This window comes from Paenibacillus sp. CAA11, from assembly GCF_003060825.1.
Classification (GTDB): Bacteria; Bacillota; Bacilli; order Paenibacillales; family Paenibacillaceae; genus Fontibacillus.
The window spans coordinates 3,743,926-3,762,788 of sequence record NZ_CP028922.1 but is presented as its reverse complement, the minus strand read 5'-3'; the positions used below and the strand labels follow the sequence as shown (position 1 = coordinate 3,762,788).

The following is an 18,863-nucleotide window of genomic DNA, read 5'->3' as shown; positions in this document are numbered from 1 at the left end:
GGAGGAATCTGTATCGGCGGGGCCGGGCTAAGCGTCGAGCCTCGGCACAGCACAACAGGCTGCGTTCCCGCCTCTCTAGGTTTAAGATCAGAGAAGAAGAATCCTCTATGCCGTCTGAAATCCCCTTCCGGCAGCCTACTAGTCCTGCTGAGAAGGCTCCCCCTGAAGCCGAGCTCAAGCGCTTGAAGGAGCACGCCTATCGAGAGGGCTATCGGGAGGGGATCTTTGAAGGGGGAGAGGGGATTGTCGGCAAGCTGCTCCCCCGCTACACCTTGCTGCCCGGCAGCACGGCTGAAAGCTTGATCGCCGCCGGGCTTAAGCAGCTGCCTGAAGATCATTTCGTGAAGCTTGCCGGCCCTGAGTCTGTATTTCACATCCTGCAAACTGCCGTAGCAGAGTCCAGACCCCTATCGCTGATTCGTTTAGGGGATGGCGAGCTGCTCACCTTGGCGCATGAGGTGCTCATTCCGACAGAAGAGGCCGTGAAGCGCGGGCCCTTTCTGCCTTATGCCGGTGTCGAGCTGCCAGCACCTTCGGTTCGTGATGCGCTCCTAGACGCATTGCGCCGTGCGCACCTCATCGGCGTTCCGGAATCCCGACATCCTTCCTTTCAAGGCTTGCTCTTTCCCTTACTTAAGCATGCTGGCCTGAGCCTCAGGCAGCTGCCGCTTACCACCTCCACAATTAACTTTGGATTATGTGAGGCTGGTCTGATGAGCCAGCTGCTCAGAGGCCGAAGAATTCTTGCCATTGGAAATAAAGCCGAGGCTTTGGCGAAGGTTCTAAGAGGGGCGGGGATTGAGGTTGCTGGGGTCATTGCCTCTGTGCAGGGGGTCAAAGATGTACCGATGATTCTAGACCGTGCAACACAGGTAGACTTCGACATCGCCTTGGTCTCGGCAGGAATCGCAGCTGTTCTTATCTGCGTTGAACTTGCTGAACGAAAGGGGAAGATCGCCCTGGATTTCGGCCATGCTGCCGACAAGCTGGGTACGGGGGAACTGACCTTCTAATCGGAAAGGAGGTGATCGTAGTGGCAAAGGCGACCAAGCGTGAGGCAAGTTATGAAGCAGGCTTTCGCGCAGGCTATGAACGAGGGCAACAGGCCGGACGGACGGATTTCTACTTTCCCTTTGAGGGAACCAGCATCATAATTCCCACTTATAATCAGAAGGAGATGGTGCTGAGCTGCTTAGAATCCATTGAAGCGCATACCCGGCTTCCTTATGAGATCATTGTGGTTGATGATGCCTCCACAGATGGAACGCTTCAGGCGCTGAGCTCGCGCAAAATCCGCGTTGCGGTCCATGCCCGCAATGCCGGCTTCGCCGCTTCAGTGAATACCGGGCTAATGATGGCCAAAGGGAGTACAGTGGTTCTGCTGAACAACGATATTCTAGTAACGCCCAGGTGGCTGGACAATATGCTGCATTGCCTGCACAGCGGAACAGATATTGGTGCTGTCGGGCCGGTAACGAATTATATTGGCGGTGAGCAGCAGATCGATGTCCCCTACCGGGAAGTTCGGGACATGTGGACCTTTGCCGCCGCCTATAATGCTGGGGACCCGGGCAAATGGCGGGAGACGGACCGGCTTGTGGGTTTCTGTCTGCTGATGGACAGGAAATTCGCTGAACAGACGGGTTATTTGGATGAAGGCTTTCGGACTGGTAATTTTGAGGATGATGATTGGGGATTGCGAGTGAGGGTTCAGGGACGAAGGTTGATGATCGCTGGCGATGCATTTATACATCACTTTGGAAGCGTCACGATGAAGAGCTTGGCTGCTGCACAATTTCAGCAGATCAACGAAGACAACCGGAGCTATTTTGCGCAGAAGTGGGGAGAACCAGCCAAGCTTCTTCAGAAGCTCGGCGTGAACCTGAACAGCCCTTGTCCGCCGCGTCCTTATCAAGATTTTTATCCCACGCATGTGCTGCTCAAGAGCAGCAGCGGCTGTCTATATTGGCTGGAGGACGGGCGGCGCTACCGGGTAAGCGATATTCCGCCGAAGGCGAAGCAAGCCGGCAAGGCTGTACGAGTCTCCCAAAGAGACTTGAGCAAAATGCCTCTTCAAGGAGAGAAGAGCTGGAGGCAGCTGCCCTTCATGAAGGAGAGGCAGGAAGCGAGCGGGCTTGACGAACTTCAGGAAGGAGACGTGATCGCTCTTTCACAGGAGGAGGTCTGTCAGGTGTACGGCGGTCAGCTGCGTCCATTTGTGACGCCATGGGCTGCCATGGCCTGGGGATTTCAGGCTAAAGAGGTCCAAAACCCCAAGGTTCTGACAGCCTACTCCCACGGACTGCCGCTTCTGGCGCCAAACCGTATTCTAGCTGAGGATTTGTAAAGCGGGAGACGATAGGCTTAATTGCTGTCACCTAACGAACCGCTCCGGCATATGCTGGCAGAAGCAAAGATGCCGGGCGGTTTGTGCCTGTTCCGGTCATGGGCAAGGAGGAGTGGAAGTGGAGCAGAAGGTAACCGATATCATCACGCACATGGCTCATTCTCATCAACAAATGGCCCGTGTGCTTGATGCGGAACGCCAAATTGCTGTACGCATGGCGCAGATTATTCATGAGCTGCCGGATAAACAGCCAGAATTCGATGGTATTGACGGTATGATGGAGAGCGCCGGACGGATTAATAAAAGCTTGGTTTCTTACCTGAATGTTATTGCTGATCTTCAGGAAGCTATGGCGGAGAACTTAACTCATGTGATGTCAGAGCTTAAAAGCTTAGAGGATGAGGAGTAAATGAACGGAGGGGATTTACGTTGAGCAGGGAACACGCCTTCGTGAATATGTTGGATGCTGCTGCCAAGATGCAGTGGAATGTTGCCATGATGCTTGAGGCTAAGGCGGTAGAGGCAGAGAAAGCGCGTAATTGGGCTTTGAACCATTTTCATGCTCATAGCTTTGAAAGCCACGCAAAGCAGCTGGAGCAGCCCCTAGGCTTCCATGAAGGTTTGGTAGAGGTCATAGAAGGGTTAACCAAGATGGAGAATGGACTATGCAGCAATTTAAAGACCCTTCTTGCTTCAGATGAAGGTTCCGGAGAAGGCGGCATGGGAGGTATGGCCGGAATGTATGGGGGCGGCGCGGGGTTTGGAGAAGATGAAAAATGATTACAGGACTTTCGGAAGAGCGTGAAGCCAAGCTAAATCTGATTGGGGCTATTGCGCAGAGCCAGACTGCCGTAGCGCGCATTCTTGATAGTATTGCAGATCTCTCTAGCTATTCAGAAGAGACGGCCGGGCATTTGGCAGTCCATATTGGGCAAATGGCGAAATATCAGCAGGCGATGGCGCAGCTTCTGACGGGAATCGCTTTTCCCCCTGTTTATCATGGAACTCCTGAATCGCCTTGGATGAATAAGGATTTGATTCCTCTAATTGCAGGTCCGTTTATGAGAGAACTGGAGGTAGCCCAATGAAGTTGAGAAAAAAAGCAATTTCAGCCCGCCGCCGCAAAAGAGCGATTGTCGGGAAGAAGCGCAAAGGGAGCGTAAAACGTTCACGCAAGGCTCTTCGCAGACCCCTTGGCCATAGAGCCGCCGCTCGCAGGCTGCGCAAGAAAAGAAGCCGCAGAAAAATATCTGCCTTAAAGAATAGGAAGCTCCGAGTTGTAAGTCCTCTTGCTGAAGTTCAGCCAGAGGGGGATGCTGCCGGCCTCTATCAGCAGGGGTATGACCAGTCCTATCAGGAAGGCTTTAATGCAGGTTTCTCTAAAGGATATGAGGATGGACATAAGCTGGCGTACCGCGGGCAGGAGAAGCAATAATTAAAGCGGGTGCTTGAGGGCCGCCAAAGTTAGCCTGTTGATCAGGCTAACTTTGGCGGCCCCGATTACTGCCCGGACAGTATTGTTTGCAGTATTGGATTCACAAGCAGGCCAAAGCACTGAATTCTCTCAGTGCTTTGGCCTGCTTGTGCTTTTCCTAAGTGTATGAATAAGGGGGACATCCGCCAATTTCGCCGTTCATAGGGTAGTCGTCCATGATGCACATGTACCCTCCGCATATATTTATTAAGACCCATAAAGTCCTGAGTAAGGCAAATCTGAAGATAGGAATGAGCGCCTTGAAGACTGTGAAAAGGCCTTCCGGTTCCAGGAATGCATATGAGAGCGGATATGAGGAAGGGGTTCGCTATGGAGGCTGCCAGGCTGTCTTGGAGCGGACCAGCGCCCCGCTTCCTGTGAGGGAAAAGTGGCGGGTCATGTATGTGCCCCAGGGCTTTGATGCCATCGATCGAAGTGTAATTCGAGCCCTAAGGGAGGTGACGGCAGAGCTTACAGTAGCAGAACCTGCAGACATGCTGGCCCAAGCGAAGGCATGGCAGCCTGATCTGGTACTGGTCATGAACTCGCTCCACGTATTTCCCGCTGACCACCTGGAGCAAATCGACTATTTACGCTCCGTAGGTATTCGGACCGCTGTCTGGTTTGTGGATGACCCTTATTTTTCAGATGATACCGCGGGTATAGCTCCTCATTATGATGTGGTCTTTACCCATGAATTGTCGTGTATTCCGCTGTACCGGGCTTCGGGGGCAAGTCAGGTTCATTATTTGCCGCTTGCAGCGGACGCTGAAATCTTCCGTCCTCTAGAGTCTAAGAGAGAATACCGGACAGATGTGTGCTTTATCGGTAATGCGTTCCGCAACCGGGCTGCACTGTTCGATGCGCTGGCGCCTTCTTTGGTAGGAAAAAAAGTCGTGATCGCCGGAGGCCATTGGGACCGTCTGAGCCGGCTCGATTTGCTAGGGCCCTACATCCGCAGCGGCTGGGTTGAGACGGATGAGACCGTTCGCTACTATAACGGAGCCAAAATTGTGATTAATCTGCATCGGCCCGCAGGTGCGGGTCAGGACAATCGCAATGGAAGAGATCTTTCCGCCCGCTCAATTAACCCCCGCACTTATGAAATCAGTGCCTGCGGTACACTGCAGATTACGGATGTGCGGGAAGATCTGTCCGCCTACTATCGACCAGGCTATGATCTCGAGACATTCAGCTCTCCAGAGGAACTGAGTCAAAAAATCGAGTTCTATCTAGCTAACGAGCCTTTGAGGCTGCAGCTTGCCTGGCGCGGTTTATGGACCACAAGAACGAAGCATTCCTACCATGAACGAATTTCACGGCTGCTGCAAATCGCCTTTGGCAAAGGAGATCCAGCATCAATTTGATAAAGGAGTGGGCTTATGTACAGACATCGCCTAAAAAAGCATGCGGCGCCTGCCCGCAAAAATCTGCCGACGGAGCTTGAAAAGGGCAGAGAGCAGGGATACCGGGACGGTTATGAGGAGGGTTATCTTCGAGGCCGCGCGAGTTACATTGTTCGGAAGCCCAAGCCAGACTTTCCAAAGCGCCAGCTGCATGTCTTATATGTGACCTCTGGCAAGGGATACCCTTATTCCCCTATCGATGAAGGAATTGAAGCGACCCTGCGCAGCTTGGTTGCTGACGTCACAGTGACCACCCCTGTTCAGTCTGTAACCGAGCTGGTACAGGAGACTAGACCTGATATGATGCTTGTGCTGGATGGAATGGAGATGCCGCTTGAGACGGTGGATTCAATCCGCAGCTGCGGGGTCAAGACGGCGATATGGCTGACAGATGATCCTTACTATACGGACCGAACGTTAGAGATTGCCCGGCATTATGATTATGTTTTCACCCTTGAGCTGAACTGTGTAAATTTTTACCGTCAGCATGGCTGTGCAAATGTATTCTACCTGCCGTTCGGGGCGTTCACGGAGCACTATAGACCGACACTGGAACGCTCAGCTATCCGCAGAAATATCAGCTTTGTCGGTTCTGGATACTGGAACAGAGTCAACTTCTTCCGCCCTGTCATTGGCGAGCTGATGAACCGGGGGCTTCATATCAGCGGGATCTGGTGGGATCGTCTTCCCGAAGCTTCGAATTACCCTGGACAGGTGGAGTTGGGCAAGTGGATGGAAGCTGCGGAGACGGCCAGAACTTACAGCGGCAGCAAGCTTGTGATAAATCTGCACCGGGCGCACGATGATGAGCAGATTAACAACAATTCCTTAGGACTAGAAGCGATATCTCCCAATCCGCGTACTTTTGAAATTGCCGCGTCCGGCACGCTTCAATTGGTCGATGCACGAACTGACCTTTCCCGGTTCTATACCCCTGGAGTAGAAATTGTGACCTTCAGCACGCAGCAGGAGCTGCTGGAGAAGGTGGACTATTATTTGACCCATGAGGAAGAGCGCCGGGAAATCGCCTTGCGGGCACTCGAGCGGACTTGGAGCGAGCACACGTACAGCCATAGGCTGAACGAGCTGGTCAGCCTTGTCATGGAGTAAGTTACCGGAGGAGGGGGGAGCGTCTTACCGGCTAACGTCCGGGCAGACACAAGACATGGACTATCGAGCAAACCTGTTGCTGTTCTCCCATGTCGGCAACACGAAGAGCATAACGGGGGCGGAGAAGCTGGTTCTGCTTCTCGCCCGAAGGCTATCTCGTTACTTCTGCTGTACGCTGGTGGTACCTAAGGAAGGGGAGTTGACGCGCCGGGCGAGATATGCGGGCATCCGAACGATCGTTCACGATTACCCTGGCGTGTACAGCATGTATAACCCAAGCCCGCTCCTTCAGGCTGAGCTGGAGGAATTGAGAGGCAGTCCTATATTAAATAGCCTTTGTCAGCTGCTTGAGAGGGAGCAGGCGGATCTGTTATTAGTTAATTCCTGTGTGAACGTACTGCCCGCTCTTGCGGGAAAAGAACGAGGGGTTCCAGTGATCTGGAACATTAATGAGAGGATTACCGAGACAAACTTTACGGCCCAAGCCATTGAGCTGATTCATAGCTGCAGCAGCCGAATTATCGGTGTCTCCTCTACCGTATTGGAACGCTTCTCCGGGCAGGAGTTCACGGATAAGGTTGGACTGCTCCCCCCATCGTGGGAGCCTGAAGAGTATCAACCCGTCTACTGGCCTCTTCTGCGCGAGCACAAGCGCAAGGAGCTGGGCGTGAAGAAGGACCAGAAGCTTGTCGGTTACATCTCTTCCTTCCTGATTGCGGAGAAAGGATGGGCGCATTTCGTGGATATGGCGCTTGCACTGTGCGCTGACCGTGAGGATGTTCGCTTTCTTGTTATCGGCCAGAACAATGATGAGAGCTACTATCAGGCCTGTATGACCAAAATCGAAAATGCAGGGTACAGATCCCGGTTCTGCTTTATTCCTTATCTGGCACATGTGGCGGAAGCCTATTGTGCGATGGATCTTGTAGTCATTCCCAGCTTGATTCCCGAGGGCTTCGGCATGACCGCTGTGGAAGCAATCAATTTCGGCAAGCCGGTATGCGCATATGCCTCCGGCGGGCTTGCGGAGATCCTTCAGGCCTGCGGACTGCAGGAGAATCTGGCCGCTTCCGGGAACACGGCCGAGCTCATAGCGAAGGCGGCCCACTTGCTGAGCCAGAGGCATGAGGATATGGTGCCCATGCTGCAGCAAGCCAAGGAGAAGGCGGCAGCTCTTTACGGGCCGGACAGTCATGAAGAAGGGCTTCGCCTGGAGGTATCCAAATGGGTAGAAGCCCTGCCGGATCGCTTGCGCATGGAGCAGCAGGACGGCGGCATGGCTGTGATTTCCCTGCGCCAGCAAGGGCCTTCAGGACGAGGGCGTCGGATGACTGCGGCTCGCAGGCGGAAACGAAGATTGGCGGGAGTTCATCGGAGGCGAAAGGGCCTGAAGCAGAAACGGACGCCTAAGACCCGGAATCTGCGCCATCAAGGAAATAAAGCGGCTGTTCACCAAAAACAGCGAACCGCTTCCAGAACACTCGGTAACACAAGTCGAAGTCTGAAGAGAAGATCCGGGCAAGCAGCCCGCTCTAAGAAGAGCGGGGGCAGCTCCAAAAAAGTTGAGGGCAGCCCCAAAAAGGCTGGAAGCAGTTCGAAGTCCGGGCAATTTGCAAAGGGAGTGAAACGATGAAGCTGATGACCATTTTAGGCACCCGGCCTGAAATTATCCGTCTCAGTCTGATCATCCCGCTGCTCGACCGGTATGCCGCGAAGCATACACTGGTGCATACGGGACAGAACTTTACCGAGAGCCTGAGCGGCGTTTTTTTTCGGGAGCTCGGGCTCCGGGCGCCGGATTATGTGGTACTGAATCATCAAGCCTCTCTTGGAGAGCAGCTCTCAGCGATGTTTGCCGAGGTGGAGAGAATTCTGCTGCAGGAGCGCCCCGACAAGGTGCTTCTGCTCGGAGATACCAACAGCGCCTTGTGCGCACTGCTCGCTGAGCGCATGGGAATTGAGGTTGTTCACATGGAGGCAGGCAACCGCTGCTTTGACCTACAGGTTCCGGAGGAGAAGAACCGCAAGGTCATTGATGCCATCTCCAGCATCAATATGCCTTATACCGAGCAGAGCCGGCAGCATTTGCTGCGGGAAGGAGTCCCCAGCAGCAGAATCGTGCTTACCGGCAATCCTATTTATGAAGTGATGAAGCATTATGAACCGCAGGCTGCGCAGAGCCTAATTATGAAGAAGCTGGGCTTGACGCCGGGGCAGTATTTTCTGGTGACGGTCCACCGGGCAGAGAATGTGGATGTGAGGGAGCATTTACTCGAAATTATGAAGGGGCTTAACCGGATCGCAGAGATAACCGGCCTAAGACTCATCTGCAGTGTTCATCCTAGAACCCGATCCAGGCTGGACAGTGACTTCGGATTACAGCTTAACCCGCTGATTGAGTTTTATGAGCCGTTCGGCTTCTTCGATTTTATGAAGCTTGAACAGTATGCAAAGTGTGCTCTGACAGACAGCGGAACCGTGCAAGAAGAGTGCTGTATTATGGGCGTCCCGACAGTCACGCTTCGCCGAACTACAGAGCGTCCGGAGACGGTGGATTGCGGCAGCAATGTAGTTTCCGGATTAGATGCAGAGCGCATCGCGGCCGCTGCCGTACTCATGTCGGAGCTGCCGCCGGAGTGGGAAATTCCGCAGGGCTATATGGCGGAGAAGGTATCTCATAAGGTAGTCAAATTTTTGCTTGGAGGGAAAAGACATGTTCAATAATCAAGTCATCCTGGTGACGGGGGGAACCGGGTCTTGGGGCTATGAGCTGATTCGGCAGCTGCTGCCGCAAAATCCGAGCCAGATCATTGTCTTTTCAAGAAGTGAATCCGCCCAAGTGACCATGAGCCGGACATTCGAGGATAAGCGTCTTAGCTTCAGAATCGGGGATGTGCGCGATAAGGAGGCACTAAGAGCGGCCTGCAAAAATGTCGATTATGTCTTCCATTTAGCCGCTCTTAAGCATGTCCCGGTATGTGAAGATCAGCCCTATGAAGCACTTAAGACCAATGTCTACGGCACCCAGAATGTGATAGAAGCCGCTATTGAGAATGGGGTCAAAAAAGTGGTGTATATCTCGACAGATAAAGCGGCTAATCCTGCAAACTTCTATGGAATGACCAAGGCCATCGGGGAGAAGCTGATCGTGTATGCTAATCTGCTGCAGACTGCCACACGCTTTGTCTGTGTCCGCGGCGGAAATGTGCTTGGAACGAATGGAAGTGTAGTTCATTTGTTCAAGGATCAAATTGAGCATAAGGGACAGGTGCAAATTACCGATTTTAACATGACCCGTTTTTTTCTGACCTTGCCAGATGCGATCAAGCTGTTGTTCAAAGCTTCAATTGAGAGCAGCGGGGGAGAGATCTTTGTGATGTTCATGCCGACCTGCCGGATTGCCGAATTGGCCGAAGTGCTGATCGAAGCTTCTGGGCGCAAGGGTGTTAAGGTGATCGAGACAGGGATTCGGCCTGGAGAAAAAATTCATGAAATTCTGATGAGCGAATTCGAAAGTTATAATACGGTGGTCTACGATGAGGAGTATTTGGTTATCCTCCCCGCCTTGGACATCCCCAATCTGAGGGAGCGCTATGCCTCCTACCCGCCCGTCTCCTTCCGCCGCTTCAGCTCTGATCAGAACTGGATGAGCAAAGAGGAGATCAAAGCCATTCTTGTGCGCGGAGGCTTTCTGTTATGAAGCTGTTGATCATTGGCGCAAATGGTATGGCAGGCCATGTCATGGTGAGGTATTTTCAAGAACAGGAAGGGTACCGAGTCTTCTATACAACCCGCGATGCCCGTCATCCCTATAGTCTGTTCCTGGATGCCAAAGACGCTGCAGGTGTGAATAAAGCGATTGATCTCGTGCGCCCGGATGTGATTATTAATGCTGCTGGCATATTGAATCAATTTGCCGATCATGATCCGGTAACGGCTTATCAGGTCAACGGGCTGTTTCCCCATCTGCTGCGCCAGGCTGCTGATCAATACGGCGCCCGACTGATCCATATTAGCACGGATTGTGTGTTTAGCGGACAGCGGGGCGCATATACCGAGTCAGATTCCCCTGATGGCTGCTCGACCTATGCGCTGACCAAAAAGCTGGGCGAAGTTCATGCTCCAGGACATTTGACGATTCGCACTTCGATTATAGGCCCGGAAATTCGGGAGAACGGCATCGGGCTGCTGCAGTGGTTCTTTCGCCAGCAGGGGGAGGTTCCCGGATACCGCCGTGTTCTATGGAACGGGGTGACCACGCTTCAGCTCGCCAAGACCACTGAGCAGCTCCTCAGCGGATCTCTATCAGGGTTGATACACTTAGCCCATCCTCATACGGTGAGTAAGTATGAGCTGCTGCTCCTCTTCTCTGAATTTTGGCCAAGGCCCGAGCTGAAAGTGGTACCGGATGATGAAATGGTACAAGATCGTACCTTGGTCTCAACCCGACCGGATGTCAGGCTGAACCTGCCGGAGTACCGAACGATGCTATGGGAACTTGCCGAGTGGATGAAGGTTCATGCCTAAGCACAGGGTTCTTATTACCGGAGCAGCCGGATTTACAGGCAGTCACGCCGTTAAGTATTTTGCGTACAAAGGATATGAGGTCGTTGCAGCTGTCAGAGAGCTTACCCCCTCATTGAGCACGTTCTATACGGCAGGGGTGAACTATGTGAGCTGTGATCTGGCTGATGCTGCGGCTGTTCTTAAGATGATGTACCATGTCCAAGCGGATTATGTGCTTCATTTGGCAGGACATAATTCTGTAGCCGAATCGTGGTTGACTCCGCTGCTATTTATCGAGACGAATCTGATGGCCGCTCTCCACGTGCTGGAGGCGGTCAGAGCTTCGGGCACGGCGAGGGTTCTCTTGGTTAGTTCAATGCTCAAATTTGATCTGACTTACCCGCAGAAGCCTAATCATCCTTACGGACTTAGTAAGTCACTTGGGGAAGCGGCGGCTCTATGCTGGGGAAAGCTGTATAACCTGGATATCGTCATTGCCGAACCGGCAAATCTCATCGGTCCAGGCCCATCAACGGGGATTTGCGCCTTGTTCGCCAAGTATCTCGTACAGTGGGAGAGAGGAGAGCAGCCGCCGCCATTTCAGCTGTCTTCTGCAGAAGAGAGAAGGGATTTCCTGGATGTCAGAGATGCTGTAGTTGCCTATGAACTCCTGATGCAGCAAGGACAGTCGGGCCAAACTTATCCGGTATGCTCAGGTCAGATGCGTTCGCTGGAAGAAGTGACGGAAGCGATGAAGGCGCTTGTAGCCATTAGCCCACCTGTGCACATTAAGGGTAAGGGGGCTGCAGCGGACTCATCCTCAAGTGAAGCAAGTTGGTCTGATATTGCTGCGGAAAGGCTGCTAGGGCTAGGCTGGTCCCCAGCTATTCCCTGGAAGCAGTCATTGACAGATATTCTTCAATACTATCGGCAAGGCGGGTGAACCAAAGATGAAACCCCGAAGAAAAAAAGTCAGCATTATTATTCCCTTCTATAACTGTCCTTATGTTCATCGGGCCATTGAAAGCGCACTGCGGCAAACTTACTCCTCACTGGAAATTATAATCGTAGATGATGGGTCTACCCAGTATGCAGAGCGAATCTTGCCCTATCTATCCAACTCCAAAGTGTACTGTCTGGGGAAAAGCAACGGGGGAACGGCTACTGCACTTAATCACGGAATACGACATTCTTCAGGAGATTATATCGCTTGGCTTAGCTCGGATGATTTGTTCTACCGACATAAGGTAAGCACCCAGCTTCAATATATGCTGAAGCAGGGGGCTGAGGTCAGCCATACGAATTTCAATTACATTAACGCTGCAGGCAAGATTACCCGGCGCAGGGCAGGAGGGACCTATCCCTCAACCCGGGCGCTTGCCGAGAGCTTTATGTCCGGCAATCCTGTTAACGGATGCACCGTGATGATTCGGCGGGATGTTTTCGACAGATATGGTCTTTTTGACGAGAGATTGCCATACACTCATGACTTGGAGTTCTGGTTCAGGCTCCTGCTGTCGGGCGTGCGCTTCGATTATCTGGATCTTCCTCTAACCGCCTACCGCTGGCATGAGCGGATGGGAACGCTGCGACACAGTGATGCGATTCGTGAAGAAATACAGCTTGTCCGCGGCCAATATGAGGATAAGCTTCGTGCCAGTTTGACTGCAATTCGTGGCTAAGGCTATGTGATAAAAGGTTGTAGAGCCTACAGTTCAAATTCCTCGCGTGTAAAATCTTTTCAGCATATGGCTCGGCAGCTCGGCGCAAGCTATAGACTGTCAGTCATTAATCATATGGATGGGGGTTCGTACATGCGAGGAAGCAAAGCTGTCAGCGTATCGTTATCTGCTGCACTTTTGGTGGGTATGATGGGTCTCTCAGGGTGTACACGTAGTGACAACAACGTAAGAACACAAAATACCAGAAATCAAGCTCCGCATCGTCTGAATGTCAACTCCATGCCGCAAAATCGTGATTATACGATTAGAGGCAATCAGGATCAAAGTCTCAGCGGGCTGAAATACAGCCCAGAGCTGAGTAACAAGGTCGCAGGGATGGGCAGCCTTCGTTCGGCTCATGTTATGGTCACCGATCATGAAGCCTTCGTTGCTGTTTCTCTGAAGAACCAGACTCAGCAAGGTCGACGCACAGGAACAACCTCTTATAATGATCGTACACATGGTCAAGGAGTGAATCCTGGCGGCAGCGATTACCGCGCTGAAGGAACCGCTGGCGGTCTTGGTCACGGTATCGGCCGTTCCGGTACAGCCGGCAGTGTGATGGATGGCGCCATGGGTGGAACAAACATGTCCGGAACAGGCCTTGACGGGGGAGTGAATGTTAATACCGATAATACCCCAAGAGGAACCCACAATGGAGCTGGTCTGACAGACGGTCACGCGGGTGGGACGGATGCGGGTACACTTCGCAGGGAGGCTGTCTCAGATGTGCCTCAGCATCTGAAGAGCAGCATAGAACGAACGATTAAAAAATCAAACCCGAGCATTACACAGGTTTATGTGTCTTCCGATCCGGAATTTGTAAGCCGTGTAAACGGATTTGCGACACATTCAAACGGACGCTTGGGCGCTACCGAGGAATACAGAACAGGAACAGGAACTGGGACTGGAACTGGAACTGGGGACGGAGTAGGCGGGGCACTGCGCGGTGCAGCAAATGACTTTGGTGCTCTGATTGAACGCATCTTTCCTACAAGACGGGGAACGCTGACAGGTCCAAATGGCTATTCTCCGAATAACCCGCTGGGACCAGGAAGAAATCAAACCGGCACAGGTACAGGAGTCGGGGCAGGTACAAGCCGTTAATAATTATTAGATCATGACATGACCAGCTCTCCTAGTACAGCATGATTCATGCAGTCGGGGGAGCTGGTTTATTTACTTAATTTGCTTAATTGCAGTTATGAATCATACGTCCTTTAATCCAAACCTTTTCAAGCTCAAGCTGATGATTGACAAGCAGCAGATCGGCTTGTTTGCCTGTCTCTATCATTCCTGTCTTATGGTCAATTCTGATCAGTCTTGCTGGATTGCCGCTGGCTGCTTCAGATGCTTGCTGGATGGTCAGGCCTACATGCTGAACTAAATACCGAAAGCCGCGAATCATTGTCAGGGTGCTCCCGGCAAGGGTTCCTTCCTGATCCTTTAAGGTGCATACGTTGTTCTTCATCACGACTGGAAGGTCTCCAAGCATATAGTCACCGTCTCCAAGTCCGGCAGCAGACATGGCATCCGTAATTAAGATCAGATTCCGGTTATGCTTCACAGCTGCAATAAGGGAAATGACAGCGGGGTGCACATGAATGCCGTCGGCAATGACCTCGGCGCTAATTTCCGGCATGCTTAGGATGGCTCCAGCGGTACCTGGCTTACGATGATGAAGCGGCGTCATGGCATTGAAGGTATGAACCGCATGATGAAGCCCTGCCTGTACAGCAGCTTGTATCTCTTCATAAGTAGCATCTGTATGCCCAGCTGCTGCAACAATGCCTTTCTCCCGCAGATAGCGGATCAGTTCCAGTGCTCCTTCGCGCTCTGGGGCAAAGGTCACCTGCTTAATTAGGCCCGGATACTGATCCTCCCAGGCTTCAATCCATGCACGGTTAGGGGGAGTGATGTGATCAGGGTTCTGTGCTCCAGGCCATTTAGGGCTGATGAAGGGGCCCTCCAAATGAACACCTTCCAGTTGGGCATAGGGCATTTCGCCTCGGCGATAGGTATCCGTTACGGCTAACACTTGATCAATGACCTCTTTCGGTGCGGTCATGGTCGTGGCCAGCATTGAGGTAGTGCCTTGGCTGCTGTGAAATTTCAAAATGGTGTCGATCCCGGAAGAATCGGCTGTTGTAAAGTCCTCGTGCATTCCGCCATGAACGTGAATATCAATAAAGCCTGGAAGTACATAGCTCCCCTTGGCCTCGATCCGTTCGGCCTGTCTCCAATAGGGATCCTCCAGGATACCTTGGGCAGTGCCGGTAAAAGCGATGATTCCATCCCGAACAGCAACGGCCCCATCATGAATGATATGGGTGGGCGTTATAACTTCGGCATGAACAATAAGAAATGTGCTGCTCATCATATAAACCTCCCGGCTTTAGCATCGACCAGAATCGTGACGTTCGGGTGAGTTTGTAACAAAGAAGCAGGGCAATGAGTTGTTAGAGGTCCCTTAAGGGCTCTAGCCACAATCTCCGCCTTGTCCTCCCCTTTAGCCATCAGCAGGATTTGCTTGGCATGCAATATAGAGGCGATCCCCATCGTAATGGCATGGGTGGGAACCTCATCTGGAGATCTGAAGAAGCGGGCATTGGCCTCGCGGGTCCGATCATCCAAGGCGACGATATGTGTACGGCTGTGAAGCTTGTTCGCAGGTTCATTAAAGCCGATATGCCCGTTGTGTCCTAAGCCGAGAATCTGCAGGTCCAGCGGCCCCGCCTGCTCCAGCAAACGGTCATACTCAGTCACCGCCGCTTCTGGATTCTCAGAGCCAGAAGGGATATAAGTATTGTGGGGCAGAATGTTCACGTGCCGAAAAAGGTGCTCCTCCATAAACTGGCGGTAGCTCTGCGGATGATCTGCCGGAAGGCCTACATATTCATCCAGATTGTAGGTTCGGGCTTGGGAGAAGTTAACCGAGCCTTCCCGATAGAGCTCGACGAGCCGGCGATAAATACCTACAGGGGTGCTTCCTGTAGCTAGCCCTAGAGCTGCCTGAGGCCGGGTTTGCAGAAGACTCGCCACAATACCGGCTCCGATATCATTGAATTGCGCTTCATGGTCAACCTTGAGGATATTCAGCATGCTAGTACCCCCCACGAGTTTTTCGATAATGCTGTACGTTCTGATATGAGCTTTCAAGCTTGGGTATATATTCTGTGAAATTCCGACTGGCCATGGCGGTAAATAAAATATCAACAATATGAAGCTGGGCTATCCTTGAAGCCATATCTCCGCGGCGCATACCTTCTTCCAAAGAGGAGGAGAATAAGTGGACATCCGCAAAGGCGGCAAGTGAGTTTGTTCCATACTGTGTGAGCGAGATCGTGGTCGCGCCACTGTCCTTGGCGCATCTGAGGGCATCAATCGTTTCAGGAGTTTCTCCTGAATAGGATATGGCCACGGCTACATCGCCTTCACCAAGGCTGGAAGCGGAAGTAATCTGCATATGGGAATCCGCGAAGGCGGTGCAGTTCTTGCCGATTCGGACGAGCTTCTGATAGAAATCCTGCGCTACAACCGACGAGGTAGCTACACCATAAAGGTCGGTTCGGTTAGCTCTACACAAGGCACTTACAGCCAATTCAAGCTGATCCAGATCCAGAAGCCGCGTTGTGTCGGCAATAGAGGCCAGATGATTGGCTTCAATAGCGGAGACGATCTTGTGCAGATCGTTGCCCGCAATGACATCCTGATATTCGGTCTCAGAAGACTTCTGAGCAAGCTCAGTAGCCAGTTTCACCTTGAAGTCCGGAAAGCCTTTGAAGTGGAATGTCTTGCAGAATCGGGTCACGGTTGAAGGGCTGATGCCGCACTGTTCCGCGAGTTCCGTAATCCCCAAGTGGATCACCTGGGAGGGAGATTCCAGAACCAATTCTCCCAGACGCCGTTCTTGCGGCGGCAGCTGGTCTAAATGCTGTTTAAGCGCATGAAGAATTGGGGATTGGATTATACTCACCACTTTCATGATAGAGATGTACTCTTATGATTTGGGTAATTATTTTCATTAAAATATAAATATACGGGAAAATAATTTCGATATCATCTTAATGCAAAATTGGGGAAAGCGCAAGCAAACAGGCAGTACCAGAAGAAATCCTACCCTGTAGCGAAAAAAGTGGCGTATAATAGATTGTCAGGTTGACTATCTTCAAGTACAGTTAAACTGATGCTCATTTTAAGAAGTGAACAGAAAGGGGGAAGTCAATTTGAGCCTCGATCTGGATCAATATATTGACCGTATTCAAGATGCTTGGAAGAAGACTTTTAGACAAGTAGAGAACGATATTATGCAGCACAAGGAATTGGGACTCACTGGACCTCAATTCCATATGCTGATGTTAATCCATAAAGAAGGCACCTGTAATATTAGCTATTTAGCGGATACGCTGGGAGTTAAGCCGAGTGCAATTACCGTTATGATTGATCGGCTGGTGCAAAGTGGGTATGTATCTCGTCGTCATGATGAAGAGGATCGCAGAACCGTTCTGGTCAGTGTAACGGATGAAGGCAACGAGATTCTGGGTAAAGCGAGAATCAAATCGCGCAGTATCATGAAATGGTATTTGTCCCAGCTCGATGAGCGGGATCTTGAGGTCATGGCCGGCATCTTCGAGAAGCTGTCGACGATGGGGAAGCCGCCGGGTTTGAACAAGTAGCCTATGCGAGAGAGGCCGGGATCAGAAATTTCTGAGCCGGTCTCTTGTTGTATGTCCCAATTTGGTAAGATGAGACCAAGTCAATTGAATTTCGGTAGAGAGGCCGTTGTAGGAGGTTGCCTTTGTGGATACATATATTTTGGCGTTAGATCAAGGAACGACAAGCTCAAGGGCTATATTATTTAACCAGGAAGGAGACATAGTGCACGCGGCGCAGCATGAATTTCCACAGTATTTCCCAAAGCCTGGATGGGTGGAGCAAAGTGCCAATGAAATCTGGGGGTCGATTCTGGCAGTCATTGCTTCCTGCCTGTCCGAGTCAGGGATTAAGGCGCATCAGGTGGCAGGGATTGGCATTACGAACCAGCGCGAGACGACAATCGTGTGGGATAAGGCAACAGGACTGCCTGTTTATAATGCGATTGTCTGGCAATCCAGGCAGACTGCAGAAATCTGCGAAGCGCTGAAGCGGCAAGGCTTAAGCGAGCTGTTCCGCTCGAAGACCGGGCTCTTAATTGACCCTTATTTTTCAGGGACGAAGGTGAAGTGGATTCTGGATCATGTTCCGGGCGCTAGGGAACGCGCGGAGCGTGGAGAGCTGCTGTTCGGTACAGTGGATTCCTGGCTGATCTGGAAGCTCTCTGGGGGAGCTGCTCATGTGACGGACTATTCCAATGCGTCGCGCACTTTGATGTATAACATCCATGAGCTGCAGTGGGATCGTGAGCTTCTGGATATCCTTGGAGTCCCGGAGGCGATGCTGCCAAAGGTCTGCTCCTCTTCGGAAGTTTACGCGTTAACCGCAGGCTATCACTTCTTCGGGGCAGAGGTGCCAATAGCCGGAGCGGCAGGTGACCAGCAGGCGGCGCTGTTCGGTCAGACCTGCTTCGACAAGGGGATGGTGAAGACCACCTACGGGACAGGCTGCTTTATGCTGATGAACACGGGGGATCAGCCCGTGGAGTCCAGACATGGCCTCATTGCCTCCATCGCATGGGGGATTGATGGCCGGGTAGAGTATGCCCTTGAGGGCAGCATCTTTGTAGCTGGATCAGCCATTCAATGGCTGCGCGACGGACTGCGCATGATTCGGGACGCGAAGGAGAGCGAGCGGTATGCTAAGCGGGTGACCTCGGCTGACGGAGTTTATGTGGTGCCGGCTTTTGTAGGTTTGGGAAGCCCTTACTGGGACAGTGAGGTGCGCGGAGCGGTGTTTGGTCTAACGCGCGGAACTTCGAAGGAGCATTTTATCCGTGCTACGCTGGAATCGCTAATTTATCAGACCAAAGATGTGCTCAACGCGATGGAGCAGGATTCGGGAATCAAGGTCAGCGCTTTGCGCGCCGACGGCGGAGCCGTGGCTAACGGCTTCCTGATGGAATTCCTGAGCGGGCTGCTGGATGTACCGGTAGAACGCCCTGTTATTAACGAGACGACTGCGCTCGGAGCGGCTTATTTGGCAGGCCTGGCGGTAGGATTCTGGAAGAGTCGGGAGGAAATTTGCAAGAAGTGGAGCCTTGACCGGCGCTTTGAGCCTTCGATGGAAGCTGGGGAACGGGACAAATTGTATGCGGGCTGGAAGGCAGCGGTGAACGCAGCGATGGCTTTTAAGCCTTGATTATT

Annotated in this window: 20 protein-coding genes; 17 read left to right on the top strand and 3 right to left on the bottom strand. The window is 52.2% G+C overall.

All coding sequences use genetic code 11. From position 1 onward, the window contains the following. Positions 1-107: 107 nt before the first annotated feature. The 15 genes from DCC85_RS17580 (at position 108) to DCC85_RS17510 (ending at position 13,671) form a co-directional block, all read left to right on the top strand. Positions 108-1,013: a GT-D fold domain-containing protein gene (locus DCC85_RS17580; RefSeq protein ID WP_234414225.1), complete on the top strand. Its 906-nt coding sequence runs from the start codon at positions 108-110 to the stop codon at positions 1,011-1,013. Between the two features lie 20 nt (positions 1,014-1,033). Beyond that, positions 1,034-2,347 (top strand): glycosyltransferase family 2 protein, encoded by a 1,314-nt coding sequence (locus DCC85_RS17575; protein ID WP_108466740.1) that lies wholly within the window; start codon positions 1,034-1,036, stop codon positions 2,345-2,347. A gap of 118 nt (positions 2,348-2,465) precedes the next feature. Then, positions 2,466-2,756 (top strand): nucleoside-diphosphate sugar epimerase, encoded by a 291-nt coding sequence (locus DCC85_RS17570; RefSeq protein WP_108466739.1) that lies wholly within the window; start codon positions 2,466-2,468, stop codon positions 2,754-2,756. A 20-nt stretch (positions 2,757-2,776) separates the two neighbouring features. Beyond that, positions 2,777-3,127, top strand: coding sequence for an alpha-helical endospore appendage domain-containing protein (locus tag DCC85_RS17565; RefSeq protein ID WP_108466738.1), 351 nt, complete (start codon positions 2,777-2,779; stop codon positions 3,125-3,127). After that, positions 3,124-3,435: a hypothetical protein gene (locus DCC85_RS17560; protein WP_199909936.1), complete on the top strand. Its 312-nt coding sequence runs from the start codon at positions 3,124-3,126 to the stop codon at positions 3,433-3,435. The genes DCC85_RS17565 and DCC85_RS17560 overlap by 4 nt, the downstream gene beginning before the upstream one ends. Next, positions 3,432-3,782, top strand: a complete 351-nt coding sequence (locus DCC85_RS23480) for a hypothetical protein (RefSeq protein ID WP_234414224.1) — start codon at positions 3,432-3,434, stop codon at positions 3,780-3,782. Before DCC85_RS17560 ends, DCC85_RS23480 begins: the two co-directional genes overlap by 4 nt. Before the next feature lie 299 nt (positions 3,783-4,081). Further along, positions 4,082-5,188 carry a CgeB family protein gene (locus tag DCC85_RS17550; RefSeq protein WP_234414223.1) on the top strand — a complete coding sequence of 369 codons (1,107 nt, stop codon included), beginning with the start codon at positions 4,082-4,084 and terminating at the stop codon, positions 5,186-5,188. A 15-nt stretch (positions 5,189-5,203) separates the two neighbouring features. Beyond that, a complete protein-coding gene (locus DCC85_RS17545) occupies positions 5,204-6,337 on the top strand; it encodes a CgeB family protein (protein WP_108466737.1) in 1,134 nt (377 codons plus the stop codon). A gap of 55 nt (positions 6,338-6,392) precedes the next feature. Next, positions 6,393-7,970: a glycosyltransferase family 4 protein gene (locus tag DCC85_RS17540; protein ID WP_108466736.1), complete on the top strand. Its 1,578-nt coding sequence runs from the start codon at positions 6,393-6,395 to the stop codon at positions 7,968-7,970. Then, a complete protein-coding gene (gene wecB / locus DCC85_RS17535) occupies positions 7,967-9,061 on the top strand; it encodes a non-hydrolyzing UDP-N-acetylglucosamine 2-epimerase (protein WP_108466735.1) in 1,095 nt (364 codons plus the stop codon). The genes DCC85_RS17540 and wecB overlap by 4 nt, the downstream gene beginning before the upstream one ends. Continuing rightward, positions 9,051-10,037 carry a polysaccharide biosynthesis protein gene (locus tag DCC85_RS17530; protein ID WP_108466734.1) on the top strand — a complete coding sequence of 329 codons (987 nt, stop codon included), beginning with the start codon at positions 9,051-9,053 and terminating at the stop codon, positions 10,035-10,037. Before wecB ends, DCC85_RS17530 begins: the two co-directional genes overlap by 11 nt. Further along, entirely contained in the window at positions 10,034-10,864 is an 831-nt protein-coding gene (locus DCC85_RS17525) for a dTDP-4-dehydrorhamnose reductase family protein (protein ID WP_108466733.1), read from the top strand. Before DCC85_RS17530 ends, DCC85_RS17525 begins: the two co-directional genes overlap by 4 nt. After that, positions 10,857-11,786, top strand: coding sequence for an NAD-dependent epimerase/dehydratase family protein (locus DCC85_RS17520; RefSeq protein ID WP_108466732.1), 930 nt, complete (start codon positions 10,857-10,859; stop codon positions 11,784-11,786). Before DCC85_RS17525 ends, DCC85_RS17520 begins: the two co-directional genes overlap by 8 nt. Positions 11,787-11,793: 7 nt before the next feature. Next, a complete protein-coding gene (locus DCC85_RS17515; protein ID WP_108466731.1) occupies positions 11,794-12,525 on the top strand; it encodes a glycosyltransferase in 732 nt (243 codons plus the stop codon). 132 nt (positions 12,526-12,657) lie between these two features. Continuing rightward, positions 12,658-13,671, top strand: coding sequence for a YhcN/YlaJ family sporulation lipoprotein (locus DCC85_RS17510; protein ID WP_108466730.1), 1,014 nt, complete (start codon positions 12,658-12,660; stop codon positions 13,669-13,671). Positions 13,672-13,756: 85 nt separating this feature from the next. Here DCC85_RS17510 and nagA read toward each other — a convergent pair whose 3' ends face one another. From nagA to DCC85_RS17495, 3 genes are read right to left on the bottom strand one after another with little or no spacing between them, the layout of a single operon-like run. Then, positions 13,757-14,941 (bottom strand): N-acetylglucosamine-6-phosphate deacetylase, encoded by a 1,185-nt coding sequence (nagA, locus tag DCC85_RS17505; RefSeq protein ID WP_108466729.1) that lies wholly within the window; start codon positions 14,939-14,941, stop codon positions 13,757-13,759. Next, a complete protein-coding gene (nagB, locus tag DCC85_RS17500) occupies positions 14,941-15,666 on the bottom strand; it encodes a glucosamine-6-phosphate deaminase (RefSeq protein ID WP_108466728.1) in 726 nt (241 codons plus the stop codon). Before nagB ends, nagA begins: the two co-directional genes overlap by 1 nt. A gap of 1 nt (position 15,667) precedes the next feature. Continuing rightward, positions 15,668-16,540, bottom strand: a complete 873-nt coding sequence (locus tag DCC85_RS17495) for a MurR/RpiR family transcriptional regulator (protein WP_234414222.1) — start codon at positions 16,538-16,540, stop codon at positions 15,668-15,670. A 226-nt stretch (positions 16,541-16,766) separates the two neighbouring features. Between DCC85_RS17495 and DCC85_RS17490 the strand changes: the two genes are divergently transcribed. After that, positions 16,767-17,240 carry a MarR family winged helix-turn-helix transcriptional regulator gene (locus tag DCC85_RS17490; RefSeq protein ID WP_234414221.1) on the top strand — a complete coding sequence of 158 codons (474 nt, stop codon included), beginning with the start codon at positions 16,767-16,769 and terminating at the stop codon, positions 17,238-17,240. Positions 17,241-17,364: 124 nt separating this feature from the next. Then, on the top strand, positions 17,365-18,858 hold the full coding sequence (gene glpK, locus DCC85_RS17485; protein WP_108466726.1) for a glycerol kinase GlpK: 1,494 nt from the start codon (positions 17,365-17,367) through the stop codon (positions 18,856-18,858). The last annotated feature ends 5 nt before the right edge of the window (positions 18,859-18,863 follow it).